Raw genomic sequence first — 24,657 nt, forward strand, 5'->3', positions numbered from 1 at the left:
TCGATGGACCACAACGAGCGGGCGCTGGAGTTGCTCTCGACGATGCCGACGGATGCCGTGACGGAGTACCTGCGGGCCATAGCCTGCTCGCGGCTGGGGCGCAAGGCCGAGGGACGTGAGCACTTTCTCGAAGCCTGCCGCCGGGATGAACGCATGGAGTACCGGGGGAATCTGGACCCCGAAATTTCGGAACTTTTAAAAGAGTAAAAATGATGAAACGCAAACGCATAATAACGATTCTGACCTACGTTCTTCTGGCTGCAGCCTGGGGCGCGATCTTCGTCTCGCTCTTCACGGCCTGCAACGTCTATGAGGATACGACGGTCGAGGTGATCCGATGTCCGACAATAGACGCGGACACGGTAATGATTCCCGATTGGGAAGATGTGCCGAACGATTCGGTCGAATACTAAAAAACAAAAAACGATGAGACGATTGAAAAGATGGCTGGCGCTCTGCGCCGGCATAGCAATGACAGGCGTGCTGACTGTTGCATGCGATGAGAACCTGAACATTCAGCAGCGCTATGGCTTCACCCTTGAGACGATGCCCGTACAGAAGCGGCTCAGTGTGGGCGAGACAGCCGAGATACGCTGTACGCTGGTTCGCGAGGGAGAGTATGACGAGGCCCGATACACGATCCGCTATTTCCAGCCGGACGGCGAGGGGGAGCTGCGTATGGACGACGGGACGGTCTTCCTCCCGAACGACCGTTATCCGCTGGAGAGAACCTCGTTCCGCCTCTATTACACATCGTTGAGCGAGGCTCAGCAGGTGATCGACATCTATGTCGAGGACAATATGGGACAGGTGGTTCAGAAGAGCTTCACGTTCCAGAATGACACCGATACGGGTGAGTAAAAAACCGCAGACGCCCGGCAATTTTGTCGGGCGTTTTTAATACGAAAGAAAAATGACACCACAGGAAAAGGCAGACATTGCTCTGCTCGATCAGGATCAGACCTTTCAGGATTTGCTACGCACGCTGCCTCTTGAACGGCGTACGAAGGCTGTCTGCAGCCATGCCGTCGAGATGTCGGGAGCCAATATTCGCTATGTGCCTCGGGAGTTGCTCTCGCGGTCGCTGTGCCTCCGAGCCATTCGCGACTGGGCTTTTGCCTTCGATTACGTTCCCGAGGAGCTGAAGACGGAGGCGATGTGCCGGGAGGCGGTTCGCCATTACGGCTCGGCGCTGAATTTCGTGCCGGACAAGTATCGCACGGCATCGTTGTGCATGCTTGCCGTGCGCCATGATCCGTGGGCCTTGACATTTGTTCCCGACAAGGTGTTGACCGCGCAGATGTGCGAGACGGCCGTCAAGGGTGACGGACTTGTGCTGAAATATGTTCCCAAGGCGCTGCGCACGCCGGAGTTGTGCCGGGAGGCTCTGAATGCGGAGCCGTTCACGCGTGAGATGCTTCGCAGCGTTCTGGAAGATATTCCCTTCCCGGAGGTTTGTTTGGAGGGTTTGCAGAAGTACCATCGGCAAGGCTACAACCTTATGGAACTCATGGCCGGGATTGATCCCTCGGCGCTTACGGAGCAGGTCGCGCTCTACGGGGTTCAGACGGATCCGATGTGTCTGCTGGTTCTTCCGGCGCATTTGAGAAGCGAAAAGATCTGCCTGGAGGCCGTCCGAGGAGACGGCATCCTGCTGCATGATATTCCCGAGGCGCAGCGTAGCGCCGCATTGTGCGAGGCGGCGGTGATGAACAGCGTCGGAGCCTTGCTCTATGTCCCGGACAAACTGCATACGCGGGATCTGTACCGGAAGGCGCTGGCCGCGGATCCCGCGGCTATCCGTTACTTCAAACCGCAACTGCTGACCCGGGAGGATTGCGAGATGGCATACGCCCGGACGAAGGGCTGTGATCTCGTTCGCTTCATTCCATATCCCGATCTGCTTGAGCGCATGCTCGATGAACGCTGTGATACGTACTCCAAGACGCAGAATTTCCTCAAGAATATCAATCCGGAAGTCATGACGTTGCGTCTTGCCGAGAAGATCTTTCTGAAAGAGCCCGAACTGTTCTATGCGCTCCCGGAACGTCTCCGGGACCAGTCGCTCTGCGAAGCGGCTGTGAAGACCGACGGGATGAATCTTCGCTACGTCCCCGAGGCGCTCAAAACCGAGGCGCTGTGCCGATCAGCCGTCAGAACGAGCCCTTATGCCATCGAGTATCTTCCCGAGACGATGAAGAACGAGGCGTTTTATGCCTCGCTGATTGAAGAGACTCCGCGGATTCTTTTTGGCGTCCCGGAAGCGGAGCGTACGGAGGCGCTGAACCGCCTTGCCTTCGAGCGGAGCTACTTGCGTGATTCCTCGGATTTCTCGGCCCTCGGAGCGATCACACGTCCGGAGCTTCTGATGCAGGTGCTGCATGAGGAGCGCGATCCGCAGAAGATCGACCGGCTGCTCAACCTCATTCCGCGACGCATGGTAAGTGAGGAGATGGCCTATGAGGCGATACGGAAAAACAGCCGCTGCCTTCATCTTCTTGCCCCGGAGATCATCTCGAAGCGCATCGCCGAGAGCGCCGTGCGTGAGGATCCGCGGGCTATCCAGTGGGTTCCGCAACACCTGCGGACTCCCGATATGTGTCTGTATGCGGAATCGAACTACCTGCATTTGAGAATTTATGTCCCCGAGTCGGTGGCAAAGGGCGACAACATCTACTCTTTCCATCGACGTGTCGATCAGACGCTGCGGCAGCCTCTCGACTATGCACAGTATAAGATCCTCTATACCGGAGGTTCAGTTGTTGTGGATGATGTTGCGACACGGGCCGGATATGCCGGCTGCTGTCGGGTTTCTTTCGATCGGAAGAGGGATGAATTCAGCTTCCAGCAACTGACGCGGCAGCAGGAGCAGACCTTCCGCGTAGTCCGTATGCGGAAGACACAACGGAAGATGAAACTATAATTTTCGCGACGATGAACAACATGGAAAACAGCTCTCTGATTCAGTCCGAGGAATCCCTTCATCCGGGCGATGTCTTCATGATGCTTGCAACGGACGGGAAGGTTCAGGTAACATCGGCCAACGGTCGTTTTTTCAGAAGTTTCTAACATTTCTCGATACACTGAGCGATGGCTCTTCTCAATCAAATGCGGCCGCCGTATGGCAACAGCTTTTTTTGTCCATTGGCGCTTTGAGAATCCCGCATCCGTGTGGGCCGGAAACGAAAACATTTCGATCTACCCACGCAGGCTGCTGCAGGCCGTTCGGGACCAGGGCCTGCGGCCGCGTGCTACGAGACGTCTCTATCCATTGCTCTATGGCCTTCAAAGGGGGGGGGTACCCGTCAGATAGCGGATCTGTACGACAATCCCGACTATCTGGAACGGGTTCGCCTCTATGAGGGTTCCAATTTCGAAGAACGTCCGCTGTCGTACCGGGGTATTGAAACCGATGCGGGCGTTCTTCTCTTCAACTGCACTCTGCGTGGCGAGTCGCTTTACGATGATTATCTGCGTTTTCTTGCAGATCATCTCAACCATCCATGCATGGAGCTTACCTACGTTCGCACGTTGGAATTGCTGCCCGACGAGACCCTTCGTTCAAAGGTCAATCCTCCGGTGGACGTGCTTGGGTCCGGGAGTATGGAGATGCTCGGTCGCAGACCCTCCGTGTACCATGCGGAATGGGATCAGCTCGGGATCTACACCGAGCTTCGGCGCTTCGACCTCACTCCGAAGGAGACGGTGAATGCCGATTTGATCGAGAAGGATTTGCGCACCAAAGGTCGCTTGTCATTCAATGATTTTTCCATTATCGTCAGCGAAGAGGAATTAAAAACCGGATTTCAGGCCAGTGGCTTGTTTGCCAAGACGGGGCATGGACAACAATTGCTCGACACGCTGAAAGTGCATCTTAATGTACTGAATATTCCGGATCCAGCACTGATAGATTCCTATTTTGCGGCTTTTGTTGCAGAATTTCTCCGTTTGAAGATGTTGAATGTCGTGGAGACATTCACCATTGAAACGGTTATGTCCGACAGCCGCAAGTTGGATTATATTCAGCTGGCCAAGAGTATGGGCTATCGGATCTATCTCTATTTTGTCTCCACGAAAGATGTTACGATCAATATAGACCGGGGTCGTTTCCGAGTGGAAGTAGGGGGTCATGATGTTCCGGAGGAGAAGATCCGCAAGCGATATGAGGGGTCTTTGCGTAATCTGAGGCGAGCGATTCAACTTGCCGATCGAGCCTATTTTTTCGATAACAGCATTACGGACGAATATGTGAAGACCTTTTTTGCGGAGTATGATGGCTCTAAACATCAGATTCATTTCCGGGCAGATCACTATCCATGGTGGTTTGAAAAGTACGCTATAGGCCAATAATCATTATTATTCAAAGTCAAAGGGCGCTCCAATGCTTCCCGCATTGGAGCGTTTTTTCATTTGCAGGTCCTGTATGAATGTTCTGTTTACGGGACAGAACAGACGCACGCGAGTATTTACGAGGCTCTTTTCCTCCAAGCTGTTCGCCATAGAATTGTATTTCATAGCGATTTTTTGATCTATCCGGATGCGGATGGCACTCCGATAGAGATTTATTATCCCGACATATTTCGTTGTATATTAATTTTAGTTATTATAAATTTGAGTGATTAAGACATCAGAGTATGGAATAAGTCCGATCTTTCATTGGCCTGCGAGACCGAAAGCTATGTTCTGACCCCATACTCTTTACATCGGAATCCGGATAGTTCGTAAGGTGTTTGAACCCGTATTCGCAATGAAGGATCAAGGTGTAAGCGATGTCATTAAAACTAAAAAACCAAACGGCCATGAAATACATTGGAATCGACGTGAGTAAGGCTACATTCGTGGTGGCTTACTCCTCCAGCAAAGGCGGAGAAATCCATACTTTTAACAACACGACCGCTGGGATTAAGCAATTCATCGAAACTCTCCCAAAAGACGGCAGCATCCACTGTGTCATGGAAGCCACCGGAAACTACAGTGCCTTGCTGTTGTACATGCTTAATGTCGTAGGGATTACTATCAGCATGGAAAATCCGTTGAAGATAAAGAACTTCGCCAGACCATGCTCTCCACTGTCAAGACTGACAAAATCGGCGCTCGGCTCATAGCTCTCTACGGAGAGAAGATGAATCCGCAACCTTTCAAGATACAGGGAGAGGCTATCCTGCGGCTCAGGCAGAAGAGAACGGTCATACGGCAGCTCACTAAGCAAATTACCGCCATGTCGAACCTCCGAGGCTCTCTGGCTTGTCTGCCTATCCCGGATAAAGGTGCGATCCATACCGTAGACGAAACCATCAAGTTTCTCGAAAAGAAACGTGACAGGCTTCAATCGATCTTGCAGTCGGCATTGTTGATGATCGACTCCTTGACAATCGGCGCGAAGATGTAGTCCATGTTGGACAGCGCACGGATAACCGATGGATTGTTGACCGTCCCGGGCAAGTCGAAAAACACAATGTCAAAAGCGGCCTGCGACGTAATTCGTTCTGCATCCTCAATGGATCTTTCAGTGCTACTTTCGATGACCGGATAGGCCTTCTTGTTGAGACGCGTGAACTGCGCATAGGCAAGGCCTCGATAATACTCGTCATCCTTAATCTGCTTCAAATCCCGGCGCCGCATCTCCACGATCGAATGCTGGGGATAGTCACAGTCCAGAACTGCAACATTGTAACCTCTCACATAGTGCAGATACGACGCGACAAGTACGGTAAGCGTCGTTTTCCCGGCTCCTCCCTTCTGTGTCGAGAAGGCCAGATAAATGGGGTCTTTTGCCATACTCTTTTCAGATTTAAGAGTTCATATATAAATCATTGATTCATAGATATTCATGCCCGTTGGAGCAATTCTGAATTTCAATCTATCCTTAGCGAACGGCTGATAGATTGAACTAATGCCATGTTTCATCTCTGATTCTGTGTTGTGCATCCATATTGAAAACAGTGTATCTGTAAAACAACAAAACTGTGTATCGGTAAAACAGCAAAACAGTGTACCTGCAAAACAGCAAAACAATGTGTCCGTAAAACAGCAAAACAGTGTATCAACAAAACAACAAAACTGTACACCTTCAAATTTTTACATCGATGTTGATCGAATTGCATGTTGAAAAATTTAATGGCTGACTTGTTGAATCGAATCAATGCTGGTTTGTTGCCGGGAACAAAGAAAGGGGCATTTCACCCGATTTGCGCGGGTTCCTGAGGATATGGCAGTGGTTGGCGTCGGTGTGGCAGTGGTTGGCGTCGCGTTCGACCATGAAAAGCGATTACTCTTATCGAAAACCGTGTCCCGTGAGACTATGCCGGGACCCGACGTTCGCCTCTTTGTGCTGGCCGACGAACAGGGGGAAACGGGGCGTGATGTTCGACCCGTTTTTGAGTCCCCAGAACATAAAAAATGTTCGGGACTCAGCAAGCTGTGTTTTCCGTTACGCGAAATATTCTCGGTAACGAAAACAGCTTGCCCGCAAGGGAGTGGAAAACTCCTCCGAAGTCGTCGTTTTTTACAGGGCACCCCATGTGCCGAGACCGGATTTTAACCGCTGAAGGGTTTCCGGCACCCTTCGTTCAAAAATGGGGACCTTGGAAGGCATAATTGCGTCCTACGGGCAAAAGAAAAGGAGCAGCCTTTGAAAGACTGCTCCGACAAATGGGGATATTCTGTTTCGATTCTCGGATGAAATCACACCGGTTTTCTGACTGTAATCACGAGATATGACGAACATCTAATGGCTTGTTCCATCTCAAATCGAGGCCGTGACACGACCCTCTCTTCATACACATAAGCAACGTAAAACAATGGAATTAGCCGCCACAATGGCCTTCTCCCACGCTCAATCCCATAAAAACTCTGTCAATTATTACCATGATTTGCGGCGGTTAAGGACCATTCTTTTGTGCAAAAAATACGCTGGAAAACCTGCTTATGGGCACACCCAAATATGACCAAACAATTGCTGTCAGTGGAGGAAAAGTAGGTTGCACACCATTTATCGAGTTTATTTTTGAGTAATTGCAAAGACATAGACTACCCAGAAAACTGCCCCAAAACCACCTCAGTTTTTGCTCAGGAAGAGAAGTTAAATGAGAATGGTCGACACCCGGGAATTTCACATGCTGCTCTGGCCTGGTTGGTAGGTATTACGCCCGATGGTGTCAAATACCATTTGTAACGTCTGACTCGTGCGGGTGTGATTCGTCATGTCGGCCCAGCGCGTTCTGGCGAATGGATCATCTGCAAATAACAGCCACCCCGAAAACATACTCCGGTCTTTTCTCGCGCGAAGACCATACTCGGCAAAATATTTTGCGACCAGATAGGACAAAGGAAACTTAGCCTCTCGGGGTTGTCTTTAACACTCAATCTGTAAACATTCCAGCCCCTGCTACCTGCTATATTCTGTCCGTGGCAGTGGTTGGCGTCGGTGTGGCAGTGGTTGGCGTCGCGTACCCTTATACAACCAATGATTCCTCTCGGTAACTTTGCCTCGTGAAACAGACCGAGATCGGATCCTCTCTCTCCGGACAGTCAGAAGGACAAAATAATAGCATTGTCGTCTGCTGGATATCGGTCCACATTTAACACAGAGGAGCTTCGTCTCCTCCATGCAAAATTGAATGCTATGGAAGACCTTATTACTCCCGACAAACAAAGGAAACCGGGCAGGCCTCCCAAAGCCGATTCGGCAAAGAAATGCGTCATGGTTCGATTTACGGACGAAGAATACGCCCGTTTCCTGACCATGTTCGAGACATTCAATGGCTCGTTTCATCAAGAGGCGGATCTTTGACAAAACATTTCGCGTCATCCAATTGATTGCTGTCAGTGAGAAGATTTTTGCCACAGTTCAAAAATTAAGACAAAATGATAGCTAACATAACTACCGGAAAGAATGCGTATGGCATTCTGAATTACAATCAGTTGAAAGTCAACAAGGGAAAGGCTTTCGTATTGTCGACAAGACTGATATTTGAAGATCCTGACGGGAATTGAGAGCGCTACTCGCCCTGTATCGTATCGGTGTAGAAGAGCCGCAAGGATCACGTGCAGGAAACCATACCACGGTTTGGTATATACCGTGCTGGATGAGAATGGGAAAAAGCACCCGTGACGCCGCTGAAAGCGTCCAGCCTGGGAGATGACGCCTCCTTGAAAAAGGTCGAGACCATTCTGGCAAGTTCCTCGGAGAAGATCAAGTCCGCCAATCTTCATAAAATGACATTACATCATGCAGAGGAGGAGCCATAATAATTAACCATATCACTTTCAATAACAGTCTCTGCCAACGAAAGAATCCAAGGTTATCGAGGAAAATATAAGCAGTAATGACGAGAATTCCAGACTCACAGGGAGCTCCGTTTTTATTATGCAAGCTGGACTCTCATGATACTGGGAAATACCTAAAACTCGGGATTGTTTCTCTTTTCCCTTGAAAGTACTTTTGTCCCCGTATTTGAAAATGCGAGTCACAACGCAGCTAACGATGTTTTTCAGTCTAAATAGATTTAAATCTGCAAAAACTCTTGAGAATGCGTTCCGAACTCCATAAGCGAGCAAGCTACAGTCCTATCGTGCACATCTCCATATCCAACATAATGTTATATATACGAACAAACCGGCTCTGAATGAAAAAACATTACCTCGCAATTCTCCTCTCCTGGATACTGCCAGTGTTGCCAAGCATGGGTAGCTGGGCTCAAGAAAAAACGATCAAGCAACATTGCGAGTTGAGCGGCACTGTCACCGACAACCACGGGCAGCCCCTTCCGGGTACCACCGTGCGCATCAAAGGCACCATGCAGGGAACCGTTACCGACACCAACGGGCACTATACGCTGCGCGGAGAATGGGCCATGGGAGACATCGTGCTCTTCACCTTCATCGGCATGAAGGAAGTATCCGTAAAGTATACCGGACAGAAAGTTCAGGATGCCGCCATGCAGCAGGATGCTACCGATGTGGGTGAAGTGGTCGTGGTCGCCCGCCGCAACATCAACGAACTCGACATCCGCGCCAAATCGGGCGTCGTACAGCGCGTAGACATGGAACGTCTGAACGACAAACCGATGATCGACATGTCGCTCGCCCTGCAGGGTGCCGTTCCGGGACTGATTGTCACCAACACGGGCGACCTGGGCTCGAAACCCCAGATCCGTCTGCGCGGGAACTCATCGTTCCGAGCCGGAGATACGGCCAACGAACCCCTCTACGTCATGGACGGACAGATCATCTCTTCGGATGCCCTCCTGACGCTCAATCCTGCCGACATCGAAGAGATCAAGGTCCTCAAGGATGCTGTGGCATGCGCCCTCTACGGCGTAAAAGCCGCAAATGGAGTCATCGAAATTACCTCCCAGCGCGGAAACCCCGACGGAGTACTCAAAGTTAACTACGACTTCAGCATCGGCGTCACGCTGCGCGGCCGCCGTGGCGTGGAGATGATGCAGAGCGACGAAAAGCTGGAGATAGAACGTCTGTTGCAAAATCCGTCTACCCCCGGGTATCGCTACAGCGCCGACTATTACCGCAAATACTACCCCAACGATCCAAGTCGCGACGAAATGATCGCCCAGGGCTCTCAGATCCTCGATTCGCTGCGAGGCATCAACACCGACTGGTTCCGGGAACTCATCCGCCCGAACATCTACCAGCGGCACAACATCAGCATCCGCGGAGGTGACGACAACACCTCCTACTTTATTTCAGCGAACTACTCCCAACAGGGAGGCCGGGTTCCCGGGAACGATGTGCAGCGCATCTCCACACGCATGAGCCTCGATCAACGACTGGGCCGCTGGGGCTACCTCTCGCTGGCCAGTGACGCCGGATACTCGATCACGAACACCCCGAACGGCAGCTCCTTCTCGCCGACGGACCTCGTCTATCAGCTCAACTCGTACGAGACCAAAACCAGCCCGCTGGTCTCCTTCTCGAACGAATCCTCGGAGTATACCTACAACGACCTGCTGAGCCAATACCAGAGCAAATCCACCGACAAGCATGCCGGCATAAGCGGATCGCTCAACCTTCACCCGGTCGAAGGTCTCGACGTCGATGCCGTAGCGGGTGTGGATTTCATGTTGGACGAAGGTCTCACGTTGCTGCCCTCGACCTCGATTGAGGAGCGCAAGTCGGGCGCGGCCATCAACGAACGGGGTCGTCTGACCAAGAACAAAAATGTTACGACCAACGTGTCGTCGAACATCCGTCTGACATATAATCGGGTCTTTGCGGAACGCCACGACCTGACCATCGGCGGCAACATGGACTACTACCTGACGGATCAGGACAACGTCTCGATCACGGGCTACGGCGTCGGCACGCAGATGTCACCGGCGGCCATCAACCAGTCGATCACCGGCAACCGCAAACCATCGGTCGGCTCACTCAAGGAGAAGAGTGCCCAGATGGGATTCGGATTGGTGTTCGGATACTCGTTCGACTCGACCTACGACCTGTTTACCACCTACAAGACCGACGCCTCGTCGATCCTCCCGGCCGACAAACGGTGGAACGCCGCTTGGGCCGTCGGTGTGGGCTGGACCCCGACCCGCTACGGATTCCTGCGCGACAGCCGTGTCATCACGTCACTCAACCTCAAGGCTTCGTATGGCAAGATGGCCAATCTGGCTGGCGTATCTTCGGCTTCGGCAATCGGAACCTTCTCCTATTCGACGGATTTCTATGGAGATGCCCGTCTGCTGGAGCTCCTGGCCTTCTATAATACGGACCTCAAGCCCGAGCAGACCGAATCGATCGATGCGGGGCTTTCGCTCGAACTCTTCAAGCGAGTGACTCTCGGCGTGAACTTCTACCGCCGGGATACCGAGGATGCGCTGCTGTCGGTTCCCATCTCCCTCTCGAACGGGTTCTCGACCATGCTGCGCAACATCGGCGTACTGCGGAATGAAGGATACGAACTCTCCGCCTCGGTCAAGGTTGTGGATCGGGATCCCTGGCGTCTGTGGCTGCGTGGATCGCTGGCCTACAACCGAAACAAGGTGATGGATCTTTATTATGCCGACCGGATCTACGCCAGCGCCGAGTCGATCATACCCGATTACGAAGTGGGAAAGGCGTACGACATGCTTTACGGTCTGGAGTCGCTGGGGATCGATCCCATTACGGGACTTCCGGTTTTCCGAGGGGCTGACGGTCGCGAGATCCCCGCCACGGAGACACCCTCCAAAGAGAATATCGTGGCGTTGGGCCACAGCACGCCGCCCTACAGCGGATCGATCAACGTGAGTCTGTCGTACCGCAGTTTTGATCTGGACATGGACTTCTACTATGTCTTCGGAGGCGTGCGCCCCTACAACTACACCTATGTCCGCAACACGGACGACGCCAACAAGAATGCGATCCGCGGTCAGGTCGACAACATGTGGTTTAAGCGCGGCGACGAGGGCAAGATCTACCACTCGCCCTTCTTCAGCTCCTCGGCAATTGCCTCGCTCAACTACGCCAACACGATGACAGTCGGCAAGAGCGACTACTTCAAGATGTCGATGTTGTCGCTTCGTTACCGGCTCTCCCCGGCGTGGCTCGAACGCAACTGCGGCGGGGTGATCAAGTATGCCAGCGTGGCGTTCCAGGCCTCGAACCTCTTCATGATCACGCCCTACAAGGAGTCGGACCCCGAAACCGGATCACTGGCCGGGACGATGCAACCCGTACTGACCTTCAACCTCAGTCTCACCTTCTGAAACAATGACATCCATGCAAAAAATCATCAGATATGCACTTTCGGGGCTGATTGCAATGCTGGGCAGCACGGCCTGCACGCTGGATATCCCCTATGAAAACCAGCTCTCCGACCCGTCGGCCATCACCTCCGTGACGACGGCCCGTGAGTTGTTGGCCTCGGCCTACGACCGACTTCCCAACCCGGAGTTTGAGTTGTCGGTGTTGAGCGACGATTTCGAAACCACCTCGCTCATTTCGCGCAACAGCGACCTGGGCAACCTCTACAAATGGCAAACATTGCCCATGACGAATCTAGCCCTCACGCTCTGGCAGGGCTACTACGAATCGATTGCCATTGCCAATGCCGTGCTCGAACGCACGGTGGCGATCTCACCGCAGAACGAAAGCGAGCAGGCTGACCTTGCGGCTGTGAATGCCGAAGCCAAGGCTCTGAAGGCCTACTGTTACTTCGACCTGCTGCGCCTCTTTGCCCCGGACATCTCCGAGGGCGGCAGCCGCGACGGGGTAATCCTCAAGGAGCAGTTCGAGTTGGAATTCCTGCCGCGTTCGAGCATCGACGCTTGTGTGAGCTACATCCGCACCCTGCTGACTGAAGCCGTTGCCACGGAGAACAGTCCAGAAACAGCCTATTGGATTTCCCAGCAAGGGGTGCGGTGCCTGCTTGCCGAGCTGGAGCTCTATGCCGGGCAGTATGAAAAGGCGGTCGAGTGGGCCAATCTCGTGCTGACCACGGCTGGCGGGTACGATCTTTTCACGGAGACGAACTACCGGCAGCTGTGGAACGGTGGAGCCGGTCCCGAGAGCCTCTTCTCGCGTCACACGACTGCCCCGTTCTATCTGGACATGCGTTACGACACCGAAAAGGGCGATTTCCTGGAGGTTTCCGAAGAGCTCGCGGCAAGTTACGACACGGAGGATCTGCGCGGTGCAGAGAGTATCTATCCGAAGGAACTTCCGGGTGAGACCGTGGGCGAGACGATCACGATGCGCTGCCTGGGCAAGTACAACCGCATGAACTGGGACGCTACGGAGATCTCCTGCATCCACAAGCTGCGCACCGTGACGGCCTGCTTCGTACTGGCCGAGGCCTACTGCCTCCAGGGCAACCACGACGGCGAGGCACGCACGGCGATCAACGAATACCTCACACGCCGCAAGGCCCGGCCGCTCGACGAGACGCTTACGGGTGACGACCTGTTGCAGGCCGTTCTCGCCGAGAAGCAAAAGGAGTTCGTCGGCGAGGGCGAGCGCTGGTTCGACCTGAAGCACTACCGCAAGGGGGTGCTCGCCGACTGGGGCCAGGGGAACAGCGACAAGCGCATCGACGCCACGGACTACCGCTGGACGCTGCCCATCCCCCAGGAGGAGTATTTCTACAACGAGAACGTCACCCAGAACGAGGGGTGGCCCAAGATCGAGAACTGATCCGGCATGAGCCAATCCGGATCGGACCAGATAACGGAACATTCACCATCAAAAAAACGCAGAAAGATGAAAAAAGTATGCTTTTGGGGCGGGGTGCTGCTGACGGCAGCCGTCGCCATGACCTCCTGCAACGAAGAGAAAGCCACCGGTTACTCCGGTACGAATAGGATCTATCTGACGGCGGCCGACAACAACGCCGTCATCACGGAGTCGGATGCCACGCCGCTCGAAGTGGAGGTGTCCCTTACGTCGTCGGTCGAGACGACCACGACGCTGACCTTCCGTCTGGAGGATGACACGCAGGAGCTGCTCCGTCTGGAGGGCAACCCCGTGACGATCGCCGCAGGCTCGAAAACGGCGTCATTCCAGGTCATCTCAAACCTCAAGAACCTCCTTGCGGAGAGCACCTACATCTCTGTGGGCATCGATGCCGCCCAGCTGCCCGCAAGCATGGAACTGGCCGGGACGCTGCGCATCCGTGTCAACCCCAACCCGGCCATTCCCGAACTGACCGAGGAACAGAAAACGCTGATCGATGGCTACAAGGAAAAGTTCGGCATCGACCTCAACGAATTCCTCGGCGTGATGAAGTGCACGACGACCCTCAACATCCCGGGCAACGGCATGACCAACGACTTCTCGACCCCCAAGACCGAGGAGATCCCGGGTCAGACGATCATCACTCTCAGCGAGGAGTCCACGGCCGAGCAGCCCGTACTGAAGATGGTTGACAATCCGATGGGACTGACCGAACACCTCTACCGGGTCTTCCGTCAGAATACCATCGACGATGACGAGTACTGGAACAGCACGGATGAGGAGTACGCCTCGCCGAGCAATCAATATCTGATGGAGACCATCAAATGGACACCGACCAGCAACGAGACCTTCAACGTCAAACTCGACGGCATCAAGTGCCGGAATATCACCGCTACGGGAGCCGATCTCGACATCCTCGGCGAGGCGAAAGCCTACGAAGGGACCGATTATGAGACCGTCTATTCGCCCGTCGTACCGTTTGAGTATTCGTTCTCGGCCTGGGATCGCCAAAAGGCAATTCTCGAGACCGGAGATGCCGAAATGATGGATGCCTATATCTCGGGAGGCTCGGCCGAACCCAGCTACTATCTCTTCTCCTACAGCGTCGACGAAGACGGCTACGAAAACGGCAGCTGGATCGAGAGCAAGGGCCATATCGACTTCGAGAAGGGCGAGATGACCTTCCAGTTCGTCATGGACCACTACTACGCCGGCGACTATACAATCGTACACGTCACCTACACGAAATAAGAACACCGTTAACCACGAACAATCATGGGCGAACGTATTCAGAGAATCATCCGGAACTCGGCTGCTGGCATGCTGGCAGCCCTGTTCCCGGCTTTATTACAAGCTCAACCGGAGCCTCTGCCATTGCCCCGGGGGACCTGCGAAGGGGTGCTCCCCAACGGGTTACACTACATCCTTCGCCAAAATGACCTTCCGGCCTCGCGCATTGAATTCCGATTAGTATTGAGGACCGGATCGGTCCAGGAGCTTGATCGGGAGAAGGGTTGTGCGCATTTTCTGGAGCACGTCGCCTTCGGCGGTTCGCGTCACTTCCCCGACAAGTCGCTGCAAAGCTACCTCGAAACGCTCGGAATGAAGTACGGCGTGGATATCAACGCCTTCACGAGTCAGGACCGGACGATCTACCTCTTCGCCGTGCCGACCGACACCCAACGCAAGGGGGTCATTGACAGTGCCCTGCTGATTCTGCGCGACTGGCTGGACGGTCTGGTGATCAGCCCCGGACGAGTTGAGACCGAGCGGGGTATCATCCTCGAGGAGCTGCGCGGGTATGACGTCGGCGACGACTTCTACGACCTGAAGATCGGCGAGGGAATCCATGCCCGGCGATTGCCGCTCGGCACGGTCGAGGACATCCGGCGCATCACGCCGGCCACACTCGAAAACTACTACCGGAAATGGTATGTGCCGGAACTGGCAACAATCGTTGCCGTGGGCGATTTCGACACGTCGGAACTGGAGGGAAAAATCCGCGAACAATTCTCATCGCTCGCACCCCGCAAGGCCCGCGACTTCAAGGTCTATCCGCTCGAATACACCCCGGGAACCCGGGTGTTTGAGATCCGCGATTCGCTCTACAACCGCACTCAACTCGAGGTGATGATCCCCCACCGGAGCATCACGGTCCGAACGCTGAACGACGCCGTGGCCAAAGCCCGCGAGGAGTTGCTCATCGAGGCCCTCTCGGCCCGGATGCGCGGCCGCGAAATCCGGACGACAATCTCCGACACGTGGTATCTGAGCGACAAGAGCCACTTCACGGTGACAACGGCCGGTTCTTCGCGCGAAGAGTTGCTCGACGCTCTTGCGCATCTCTCCTCGGCCCTGCACGATTTGGTAACGGTCGGCTGGGATGAGGCAGAGCTCGCCGATATCCGTACTCGTCGCTGCAACCGGATGGCGCACTTCGAGGTCGATGCCCCGCAAAGCTCCTCGGCCTGGTGCGACGACTTCGCGGATTATATCCTGGCCGGCGACCGCACGATCCGTGACACGCTCCTCTACCGTCGGATTATCGACTCCGTGGCGGCAACGCCCGGAACCCTGCTGCAGGAGATGCTCCGCCGGCGCCTGTCGGGTTACGACGCCGCAGCCCGAATCGCCTGCCACAGCCATCCGGGACTCGGGGCGCCCCTGACATCCGAAGAGGTCGATGACGCCTGGCACAAGGGCGCCGCAACCCCTTGCGAGCGCTATGTCTATGAGCCTCGGGAAAGCAGAGAAACCGAGATTCCGGTCGAAATTCCGCGTTGTCTGTCCGTCCGTCCTCCGTTCGATTCGTCCATGATCGTCTCGACCCGGAAATATCCCGGTCTCGGCGTTCGCGAGGCCTTTCTGCAGAACGGTATGCGAATCATCATGCGTCCGACACCCGGAGGCGGCAAGGTGCTGTTCACGCTGATCGCACCCTATGGCACATCCGCGATTCCCGACGATCAATACCCGTTGCTCGAAGGGACAGCCGGGTACCTGGAGATGGGCGGCATAGCCAAAGCCGACCAGCAAAAGCTCTCGGAATACCTCTATCGCAACGATATCGCATTGTCGATGACTCTGGAGAACCATTGGCACGGTTTCATCGGTACGACTCCGGCTCAAACGGCTCCTGTTTTCTTTAACTTGATTCGGGAAAAGATCTTCGATCCGGAACTCAGATACGACGAATTCGAGGAGCTCCGCCAGGAAATGCTTCAGGAGAAGGAGGAGGAGTCGCTGCTGAGCCGTATGCTGCAACGCGCCTCCGACCGTCAACTTTCGGCTCGCATGGACGAATTCACCGGATCGGCCATTCCGCGTCACGCCACGAAGCTCCCGAACAAGGAGATTGCCAACCGACTCAATCTCGACAGCATCGCGGCATTCTATCATCGACTCTACACCCCGACAGAAGGGAGTTGTGCGATAATTACCGGAGAATTTGATCCCGATACGCTTTTGACCCAGTTTGCCGCAACATTTGCGCCGATCCCGGCTCAAGCCCACGGTCCCGAATTCGGATATCGCCAGCACCAACTTCCGGAACAACGGTCGGTCGAAGGGTTCGATAACGACAACGAAACCCAGACCCTGTTCGATTACATCTATCCGGGATATTACGAGCCATCACTGCGCAGCAGTTTGAAACTCAAACTCATGCGAGACATTCTGCGCAACCGGTTAATCTCCATTCTCCGAGAGCGGGAGTCGCTGGTCTATTCACCCTGTATTGCTCTCTTCTACGAAGGCATTCCAACACGCAGTTTCTGTTTCGACATCAATGCTTCAGCCGACAACCGCAACATGCCGGCCATAGACACGCTGCTGCGCACGATCATCACCGATCTGCAGATCCGGGATGTTCCGGCTCAAGAGCTGGAAAATCTCAAACGTTCCTTCCGAATCGCCAAACGAGAAACGCTGACCGACGATGCCGCATCGAACTGGCGAAACGTTCTGGCGGGCATTATTCGGAATGGGGAGACGCTTTCCGATTTCGAGGAGTACGACCGGATTCTCGAAACCATTACCCCCGCAGAGTTGCGAGAATCCTTTTCGCAACTCATCGATCCGGAATATTACGTATTGTTGTATTTGAGCAAAGAAAAACTGAAAGATGACACGTCCGATCGTTAGGCTGCTGTGCAGCCTGTTGCTGCTGGCGCCGCTCTGCACGGCCGCCGGCCCTGCGCCCCGTTCCGGAGCCGGAACGGAGACCGCCCCCCGGAAGGAGAAATCCGGCGAAGCCCGGCATGCCAGAGGCGAACTGCGCGCCTATGCCCTCTACGACAGCGAGTGGCACGAAATCACCTTCGGCGAACTGATCGACCGGCTCACCCCGTATGATGCGGTCTTCGTCGGCGAGGTGCACAACTGCCCGATCACCCACTGGCTCGAGCTGAAGATCGCCCAGGCGCTCCACGAACGCCACGGCAACAGTTTGGTTATGGGCGCCGAAATGTTGGAAAGTGACATCCAGCTGATACTCGATGAATATATGCAACGACTCATCTCGCCAGACCGCTTCGGTGCAGAGGCCCGGTTGTGGGACAACTACGAGACGGATTATCATCCGATCGTCTTTTTTGCCAAGGAGCATGGCATTCCGTTCGTGGCTACGAACGTTCCGCGGCGCTACGCCAACAGTGTCCGCAACCACGGTCTCGCGATCCTCGATTCGCTCTCCGATGAGGCCAAACGCTACATAGCTCCGCTGCCCATACCCTTCGAATATGACGAAGCACAGAGCCAGGCCACCTTCGGCATGATGGCCATGCTCGGACACGGCAGCGACACACGCCGGCTGGCCGAGGCTCAGGCCGTGAAGGATGCCACAATGGCCTGGTTCATCGCCCGCAATTTGAAGGAGGGGTGCCAATTTCTTCACTTCAACGGCAACTTTCACTCCGACTTCCACAACGGTATCATCGCCTACCTGGAGCGTTATCGACCCGGCACGCAGGTGGTCACGATCGCCTCGGTGCGGCAGTCGGAGATCGACAAGCTCTCCGAGGGACAATACGGACGGGCGGATTTCTACATCTGCGTCCCCGAAGAGATGACCAATACCTACTGATCCGAAACAAAGAGCGGCTAACTGCGGTTTCTGCAATGAGGAAGTGGCATGCCCCGCATACAATTTTCCATCGTTCACTCTTCTGTTGAATAGATTCTCACCTCATTTGGATAGCTGAAATAGCATTACAAGCCGGGACGTACACCTGTTGAACTTTGATATGCAGCGCAAAGAACAACCCGCCATTGCGTAGAGCTACTATTTTTTCACGCTATCACTCATCATAGCGCTTGCCAATCGGCTGTACCTTGCTTCCATTAAGAGCAAAAATCCTAAAAAATGGGTATTTGACATCTCTTGGCAACCTGCTTTCTTTGTATTATCAAACATGGGTCATCCATATATGCGACCGCTTAAAGACAAAACATACAAGGCTATCCTTGACGCAGCCCGAGGCGAATTTCTCCTTCATGGTTACAAAAATGCATCCATGCGGACGATTGCTCGCAGGGCCGGAGTAGGAACCAGCAATTTATATAACTATTTCGAAGGGAAAGACCGTATTTTCCGGGCGATTGTCACTCCAGTCCGGAATCGTCTGTTTTCATTCATTGCCGAGCAACACAGCAAAGAACGGGTATCCTGTAGCCGAATTGCCCCTTTCGGCCATGACATGGAGGTCGTGGAAAAATATATTGATCTGGTTTGGACATGTCGGGAGGAATTTTGGCTGCTGCTTTATGGAGCAGACGGCTCTTCGGAATCCGGCTTCCGAGACGCCTTGACCGATCACATCACGCGCGTCAGCCACGAATACCAGAAACTGGAAATTACGTATTTTCACCGTACAAAATCCGTATCGCCGTTTTTTATCCATATCATGGCGGCCTGGACGGTCAGCGTATTGGGAGAGATTGTTACACACCGCCTGGACCGGCCAAGGATCCGGGAGTTTTTCCGGGAATTTTTCCAGTTTGAATATGCGGGTTGGATGGCCCTGACCGAACCGAGGAGAGCTTAACAGTTCTCCTCTTTTTTTTGAACAAAACGGAACATTGTTCTCTAAAAAACAGAAGAGGTATGAAACCAACGTATGATTTTAAGAACGTGGTCGCCGAGACCCTGCTGATCCCGCTTTACATGCGGGCCAAGGAGAGCCGTCGCGGCGATGCAGCGATCCTGTGTGATCGTGAGGCTGAACGCCTCATGCAAAGTATCAGGTACGATTACAGCCGTTTCGACGGAGCGCCATTGAGCGAGGTGGGCTGCGTGGTGCGGGGATGGTATTTCGATCGGGCGGTCCGCCGGTTCATCGATCGGCATGACCACCCGGTTGTCGTCAATGTAGGATGCGGACTTGATACGCGGGCCCAACGGCTCGGAGAGAATCCGAAGGCGGTTTTCCGCGAGCTTGACCTGCCGGAAGTTATTTGCCTGCGGCGGGAACTGATTCCCGAAACGGAGCATGATCGCTATATCTCCGCCTCGCTGACGGACACGGACTGGATGGATACATTGAAAACGGCCTTCCCCGACGGGGAGTTCATCTTTGTCGCCGAAGGGGTGTTGATGTATTTCTACGAGTACCAGGTCAAGGAGTTCGTGCACCGCATTGCCGACCGTTTCCCGGGAAGCGAGTTGTGGTTCGATGTCTGCGGAACGATCATGTTCCGACGCGGGATCAAGCCCGATTCGCTACGTGGGCACAAGGCCGAAATCCGTTCGGGAATCAGCGACGGACATCTGCCCGAGCGCTGGGATGCGCGGCTGGCACTCATCGAACAGGCCAACTACATGAAGTTCTTCCGGTCACGCTGGGGCTTCCTGTTCGGGCAGATTCTGGGACGCCTGCCCCGGCTTTGTTTCGGATTCAGCTCCATGCTGGGATACAGAATCAAATAGGATTGTCTGAAAGATAAATACGGATATCCATGAAAATTCTGAGAAAACTGCAGCACTATATGGGGCCTCGCCGAGGGCTACTGCCTCTTGCCATGATACTCTCTGGATTGAGCGCATTGACAGGAATAATTCCATATGCACTGATTTGGTTGATTGTTAGAGACCTGTTAATCAGCGGCGGCATGCCGACTGATATGGAGCGAATCTCTGCCTTCGCATGGTGGGCTGTCGGGACATCCGTTGTCGGCATAGTCCTTTATTTTGCCGCATTGATGTCTTCACATTTGGCAGCCTTCCGGGTGGAATCGAACCTGCGCAAAGAGGCCATGCGCCGTATCGTCGGCATGCCGCTTGGATTCTTTGACTCGACTACCAGCGGCCGCATCCGCAAGATCATTGACGACAATGCAAGCATCACGCATAGTTTCCTGGCTCATCAGATGCCCGACCTGGCAGCAACCGTATTGGTGCCGGTCGCGGCTCTCGGATTGATTTTCCTTTTTGATTGGCGACTCGGAGCGGCCAGTCTGGTTCCGATGCTCTTCGCAGGCGGATTGATGGCGGTCATGATAGGCGGCAAATCGCAAGATTTCATGCGGGAATACATGAATGCATTGGAAGAGATGAACACCGAAGCCGTAGAATATGTACGAGGCATCCCCGTGGTGAAGGTATTCCAACAGACCCTCTTTTCATTCAAGAATTTTCACCGGAGCATCCTGTGCTACAAGGAGATGGTCACCCGATATACGCAGGCCTGGGAGCATCCCATGTCAGCGTATACGGTCCTTATCAACAGTTTTGTCTACATATTGGCCCCGGTGGCGATTCTGCTTATCGGCCGGACCGGGGAGTATATGGATATTTTACTCGACTTCTTCCTTTTTGTCCTCGTGACTCCACTCTTCTCGCAATGCATCATGAGAAGCATGTATCTGAGCCAAGCGGTAGGCCAGGCCTCCGAAGCCATTGCCCGCCTCGACGAACTGACGGCTGTCGCCGGATTGCCGGTTCCCGAAGCGGTCCAATCACCACAGTATTTCGATATTGACTTTGACAGGGTCACTTTTACCTATCCGGGGACCCGACAAAGAGCCGTCGATGGCGTCAGTTTCAGAATCCGGGAAGGAGAGACCGTCGCTTTGGTCGGAGCCTCGGGAAGCGGGAAGACGACGCTCGCCCGGCTCGTACCACGATTCTGGGATGTGGATGCGGGTCGCATCTCGATTGGCGGGGTGGATGTCCGGGAGATTCCCCCCAGCAGAGCTGATGCAGCGAATTTCCTTCGTCTTTCAGCGCCCACGGATGTTCAAGGCCACCCTGCTCGAGAATATCCGCTACGGACATCCGGATGCCTCAATCGACGAGGTGATGCAGGCCGCTGCCGCGGCGTGCTGCCGGGAGATTATCGAACGGCTGCCGAATGGGTTGAGGACCGAGATTGGCGTGAACGGCACCTTTCTCTCCGGAGGTGAACAACAACGGATAGCTCTCGCCCGGGCCCTGCTTAAAGATGCCCCCATTGTGCTTTTGGACGAGGCAACGGCCTTCTCCGATCCCGAGAACGAACACCTGATCCAGTCGGCCTTGCGTAATCTGATGCATGGAAAAACGGTACTGATGATTGCCCATCGTTTGTCAAGTATTACGGATGCAGACCGTATTCTTGTGATGGATCGGGGGCGTCTGGTCGAACAGGGGACACATGAGAAACTGCTGTCCGAAAACGGAATTTACCGGCGGATGTGGGAGGAATACCAGCAATCCACCGAATGGACCCTTAAAAAGAATTGACATATGTTCGGAATCATTCAACACCGCTTCGCCCTTTCGAAACAGGGCGCCAAAGATCTGTGCAGGGGAATTTGCTGGACGACAGGAATGGATCTCGCCCTGATGCTGCCGGCGGTCTACCTGTTTGTCTTCCTCAGAGATTATCTGCGACCTGTTCTCACCCCGGGGAGTTCGCCGCTGCTGGGGCTATGGTATTATGTCGCACTGGGCCTTTCGTTTCTGGCGGTCATGTATCTTGTGGCCCTGCGGCAGTATCGGAGCACCTATACGAGTGTCTATGCAGAGAGCGCCATCCGGCGAATCTCGCTGGCCGAGAAACTGCGTAAACTGCCACTGGCCTTTTTCGGCGAGAAAGATCTTTCCGATCTGACAGCCACAATCATGGACGACTGTCCGATCTTGAACACACTTTTTCCCATGCAGTGCCGCAGCTTATCGCCTCGTTGATTTGCCTGGTGCTTGTTGCCGCCGGCATGTCTGTTTATGACTGGCGATTGTCCCTGGCGCTTTTCTGGGTAGTCCCCGTAGCACTGGCTATCGTCCTGCTGGCGAAACGGGTTCTACACCGGAACAATCGCAAAGCCTACTTCACCCGGCGGGATGTCAGCGAACGGATTCAAGAGGGACTGGATGCAATCTGTGAAATCAAGGCCTGCAATCGTGAAGCGGAATTTTTGCGGGAACTCAACGAACGGATCGATACGCATGAGCGGGTTCAGACCCGCGGCGAGTTGTTGATCGGAGTTTTGGTAAATGGGGCACAGAGCCTTCTGAAGCTCGGCTCTGCGAGTGTCATCCTGGTTGGGGCCGGACTGCTTGGGGCTCAAGAGACGGATTTGCTTACCTACCTTCTCTTTCTGGTCGTAGGATTCCGAGTCTATGCTCCGGTCAACGAGGTGTTAAACAATCTGGCAGCGCTCTTTTACCTCGATGTGCGCATCGACCGCATGAACGAGATGGAAGCGATGCCCATACAGCAGGGACGGACAGACTTTCACCCGAAGAATTTTGATATCGAATTCGACGACGTGGACTTTTCCTACGAATCGGGGAAACCGATCTTGAAGCAAGTGTCGTTCACGGCCCGCCAGGGAGAGATCACGGCATTGGTCGGACCTTCGGGCGGAGGCAAGAGCACCGCAGCCAAACTCGCCGCCCGTTTCTGGGATATTCAGCACGGCACAATCCGCCTGGGAGGAGAGAACATAAGCGGGATCGACCCTGAAACCCTGCTGAAGAACTACTCGGTCGTTTTTCAGGATGTCGTGTTGTTCAATGCTTCGATTCGAGACAATATCCGCATCGGCAGACAGAACGCTTCGGAAGAAGAAATCCTGCGGGCTGCACGTCTGGCCTGCTGCGACGAATTCGTCCGACGGATGCCGCAAGGTTACGATACGGTGATCGGTGAAAATGGAGAAACGCTCTCCGGCGGAGAACGACAACGCATATCAATCGCCCGGGCTTTACTCAAAGATGCTCCAATTGTGCTGTTGGATGAGGCTACGGCCTCGCTCGATGCGGAGAATGAAACGAAAATTCAAGCGGGAATATCTGAGTTAATTCGCAACAAGACCGTACTGGTTATTGCTCACCGCATGCGGACCGTAATACATGCCAACCGGATTGTGGTTATGGACAACGGTCATATTGCGGAATCCGGGTCTCCCGAAGATTTACTGCAGCAAAATGGAATCTTTGCCCGCATGGCCAACACACAACAAGGCAAATAACCTTAATGTGATCATCTTGTCAACAGGATCTTTCAATTGACTGTTTGAAAAAGCTCTCCACCAAAACACATGGTTCAAACAATACCTAATACGCATCAGGAACAGACTGTAATAAATCATAAAAAGTAGGTATTGCCCGACCTTGGCAACTCCAGTAATTTTGCCCCGAAAACAAAAGTATCAAACGATATGAAAATCAAAACAGTACTTATGATGTTATCCGCCGCAGTCCTTATGATGGCGTGTGACAAGAATGAAAACGGTTCGGAAACGGTCGATTTTGCAGGCCGCTACAACGGCTATACGCTGGCCAGTTGCAACTATTTCCAGGACATGGTCTCGGCGGACGAGACGGTCGTAATCACGGAAAATACGGACGGCACCGCCTCCGTATCGTTCACCTCCGCCACGTGGGGTACATTCACCATCACCGATGCACAGGCGAGTGTAAGCGGAGACGTCTGCTCCCTTTCGGGCAACGGGCAGACGCAGATGGGCATGGGTGGAAGCACCTCGGCCTACGACTGTACTTTCACGGCCGGGATCAAGTCACAGACCGATGCCCGGATGGAGTTTTCGATACCGGCCGTCATGGGCGGTATGACCCTTACGTTCCAGACGGGCGACGCCCCGGCCGACCTGCTACTGGCCGGCACGTACGAAGGCTATACGGATGCCGACTGCTCCTACTTCCAGAATACCTACACCGACAACGAGAGTGTGACGCTGACGGCCAACGGCGATGGAACCCTGAAGATCGTCTTCGAGTCCGCCTCATGGGGAACCTTTACTGTTGAGTCGGCCACTGCGACCAAAGAGGGCGAAGAGTACGTCTTTACGGGCAGCGGCAGCGTGGCCATGGGAATGGGCGAATCGACCAGCAACTACGACTTCACGCTCAGCGGCCGGACCAATGCCGCCAAGGACGACTTCTCGATTGCGTTCAACGTACCGGCCGTCATGGGCGGACTGACCATCACGCTGCTGCCGGGAACGGCTCCCGCCACGGAAGAGTAACTCTACGGAAAAAGC

General features: G+C 54.1%; 14 protein-coding genes and 4 pseudogenes. 17 read left to right on the forward strand and 1 reads right to left on the reverse strand.

The genetic code is table 11. From position 1 onward, the window contains the following. From B5E60_RS06220 to B5E60_RS14475, 6 genes and pseudogenes are all read left to right on the forward strand, one after another. A pseudogene (locus tag B5E60_RS06220) lies at positions 1 to 207 on the forward strand (hypothetical protein); the annotation flags it as partial. A 5-nt stretch (positions 208 to 212) separates the two neighbouring features. Further along, positions 213 to 413 (forward strand): hypothetical protein, encoded by a 201-nt coding sequence (locus B5E60_RS06225; protein ID WP_087310660.1) that lies wholly within the window; start codon positions 213 to 215, stop codon positions 411 to 413. Between the two features lie 13 nt (positions 414 to 426). Further along, entirely contained in the window at positions 427 to 861 is a 435-nt protein-coding gene (locus tag B5E60_RS06230) for a DUF3872 domain-containing protein (protein WP_087310415.1), read from the forward strand. Positions 862 to 913: 52 nt separating this feature from the next. Beyond that, a complete protein-coding gene (locus B5E60_RS06235; protein ID WP_087310417.1) occupies positions 914 to 2,923 on the forward strand; it encodes a DUF4116 domain-containing protein in 2,010 nt (669 codons plus the stop codon). A gap of 248 nt (positions 2,924 to 3,171) precedes the next feature. Continuing rightward, positions 3,172 to 4,350 carry a DUF6047 family protein gene (locus B5E60_RS06245; RefSeq protein WP_143260681.1) on the forward strand — a complete coding sequence of 393 codons (1,179 nt, stop codon included), beginning with the start codon at positions 3,172 to 3,174 and terminating at the stop codon, positions 4,348 to 4,350. Positions 4,351 to 4,799: 449 nt separating this feature from the next. Beyond that, positions 4,800 to 5,105 carry an IS110 family transposase gene (locus B5E60_RS14475; RefSeq protein WP_446697998.1) on the forward strand — a complete coding sequence of 102 codons (306 nt, stop codon included), beginning with the start codon at positions 4,800 to 4,802 and terminating at the stop codon, positions 5,103 to 5,105. 238 nt (positions 5,106 to 5,343) lie between these two features. Here the strand turns inward: B5E60_RS14475 and B5E60_RS06255 are convergent. Then, a pseudogene (locus B5E60_RS06255) lies at positions 5,344 to 5,778 on the reverse strand (ParA family protein); the annotation flags it as partial. 1,846 nt (positions 5,779 to 7,624) lie between these two features. On the opposite strand from B5E60_RS06255, the gene B5E60_RS13930 reads away from it, so the two are divergent. The 11 genes and pseudogenes from B5E60_RS13930 (at position 7,625) to B5E60_RS06305 (ending at position 24,642) form a co-directional block, all read left to right on the forward strand. Further along, on the forward strand, positions 7,625 to 7,792 hold the full coding sequence (locus B5E60_RS13930) for a plasmid mobilization protein (RefSeq protein WP_162611600.1): 168 nt from the start codon (positions 7,625 to 7,627) through the stop codon (positions 7,790 to 7,792). An 835-nt stretch (positions 7,793 to 8,627) separates the two neighbouring features. Then, positions 8,628 to 11,708 carry a SusC/RagA family TonB-linked outer membrane protein gene (locus B5E60_RS06260; protein ID WP_087310425.1) on the forward strand — a complete coding sequence of 1,027 codons (3,081 nt, stop codon included), beginning with the start codon at positions 8,628 to 8,630 and terminating at the stop codon, positions 11,706 to 11,708. A gap of 13 nt (positions 11,709 to 11,721) precedes the next feature. Then, positions 11,722 to 13,134, forward strand: a complete 1,413-nt coding sequence (locus B5E60_RS06265; RefSeq protein WP_087310427.1) for a RagB/SusD family nutrient uptake outer membrane protein — start codon at positions 11,722 to 11,724, stop codon at positions 13,132 to 13,134. A gap of 66 nt (positions 13,135 to 13,200) precedes the next feature. Beyond that, on the forward strand, positions 13,201 to 14,424 hold the full coding sequence (locus tag B5E60_RS06270) for a DUF4929 family protein (RefSeq protein ID WP_239403246.1): 1,224 nt from the start codon (positions 13,201 to 13,203) through the stop codon (positions 14,422 to 14,424). A gap of 69 nt (positions 14,425 to 14,493) precedes the next feature. Further along, the gene (locus tag B5E60_RS06275) at positions 14,494 to 17,316 is read left to right on the forward strand and encodes a M16 family metallopeptidase (protein ID WP_087310431.1); all 2,823 of its coding nucleotides are present in this window, start codon (positions 14,494 to 14,496) and stop codon (positions 17,314 to 17,316) included. Further along, entirely contained in the window at positions 17,297 to 18,256 is a 960-nt protein-coding gene (locus tag B5E60_RS06280) for a ChaN family lipoprotein (RefSeq protein WP_087310433.1), read from the forward strand. The genes B5E60_RS06275 and B5E60_RS06280 overlap by 20 nt, the downstream gene beginning before the upstream one ends. A gap of 343 nt (positions 18,257 to 18,599) precedes the next feature. Then, the gene (locus tag B5E60_RS06285; RefSeq protein ID WP_162611601.1) at positions 18,600 to 19,217 is read left to right on the forward strand and encodes a TetR/AcrR family transcriptional regulator; all 618 of its coding nucleotides are present in this window, start codon (positions 18,600 to 18,602) and stop codon (positions 19,215 to 19,217) included. Positions 19,218 to 19,276: 59 nt separating this feature from the next. Continuing rightward, positions 19,277 to 20,098 (forward strand): class I SAM-dependent methyltransferase, encoded by an 822-nt coding sequence (locus B5E60_RS06290; RefSeq protein ID WP_087310437.1) that lies wholly within the window; start codon positions 19,277 to 19,279, stop codon positions 20,096 to 20,098. Between the two features lie 29 nt (positions 20,099 to 20,127). Further along, positions 20,128 to 21,892: pseudogene (locus B5E60_RS06295) on the forward strand (ABC transporter ATP-binding protein). A 3-nt stretch (positions 21,893 to 21,895) separates the two neighbouring features. Next, a pseudogene (locus tag B5E60_RS06300) lies at positions 21,896 to 23,625 on the forward strand (ABC transporter ATP-binding protein). A gap of 213 nt (positions 23,626 to 23,838) precedes the next feature. After that, complete coding sequence (locus B5E60_RS06305; protein ID WP_204246449.1) at positions 23,839 to 24,642, forward strand: calycin-like domain-containing protein; 804 nt, start codon at positions 23,839 to 23,841, stop codon at positions 24,640 to 24,642. Positions 24,643 to 24,657: the final 15 nt, after the last annotated feature.

This window comes from Alistipes sp. An116, assembly GCF_002161005.1.
GTDB lineage: Bacteria > Bacteroidota > Bacteroidia > Bacteroidales > Rikenellaceae > Alistipes > Alistipes megaguti.

Bases quoted from the DNA above. Each gene is read 5' to 3' on its own strand.
- B5E60_RS06280 (WP_087310433.1), top strand. From the start codon at position 17,297: ATGACACGTCCGATCGTTAGGCTGCTGTGCAGCCTGTTGCTGCTGGCG.
- B5E60_RS06235 (WP_087310417.1), top strand. From the start codon at position 914: ATGACACCACAGGAAAAGGCAGACATTGCTCTGCTCGATCAGGATCAG.
- B5E60_RS06305 (WP_204246449.1), top strand. From the start codon at position 23,839: ATGTTATCCGCCGCAGTCCTTATGATGGCGTGTGACAAGAATGAAAAC.
- B5E60_RS06230 (WP_087310415.1), top strand. From the start codon at position 427: ATGAGACGATTGAAAAGATGGCTGGCGCTCTGCGCCGGCATAGCAATG.
- B5E60_RS14475 (WP_446697998.1), top strand. From the start codon at position 4,800: ATGAAATACATTGGAATCGACGTGAGTAAGGCTACATTCGTGGTGGCT.
- B5E60_RS06225 (WP_087310660.1), top strand. From the start codon at position 213: ATGAAACGCAAACGCATAATAACGATTCTGACCTACGTTCTTCTGGCT.
- B5E60_RS06260 (WP_087310425.1), top strand. From the start codon at position 8,628: ATGAAAAAACATTACCTCGCAATTCTCCTCTCCTGGATACTGCCAGTG.
- B5E60_RS06290 (WP_087310437.1), top strand. From the start codon at position 19,277: ATGAAACCAACGTATGATTTTAAGAACGTGGTCGCCGAGACCCTGCTG.
- B5E60_RS06275 (WP_087310431.1), top strand. From the start codon at position 14,494: ATGCTGGCAGCCCTGTTCCCGGCTTTATTACAAGCTCAACCGGAGCCT.
- B5E60_RS06270 (WP_239403246.1), top strand. From the start codon at position 13,201: ATGAAAAAAGTATGCTTTTGGGGCGGGGTGCTGCTGACGGCAGCCGTC.
- B5E60_RS06265 (WP_087310427.1), top strand. From the start codon at position 11,722: ATGCAAAAAATCATCAGATATGCACTTTCGGGGCTGATTGCAATGCTG.
- B5E60_RS13930 (WP_162611600.1), top strand. From the start codon at position 7,625: ATGGAAGACCTTATTACTCCCGACAAACAAAGGAAACCGGGCAGGCCT.
- B5E60_RS06285 (WP_162611601.1), top strand. From the start codon at position 18,600: ATGCGACCGCTTAAAGACAAAACATACAAGGCTATCCTTGACGCAGCC.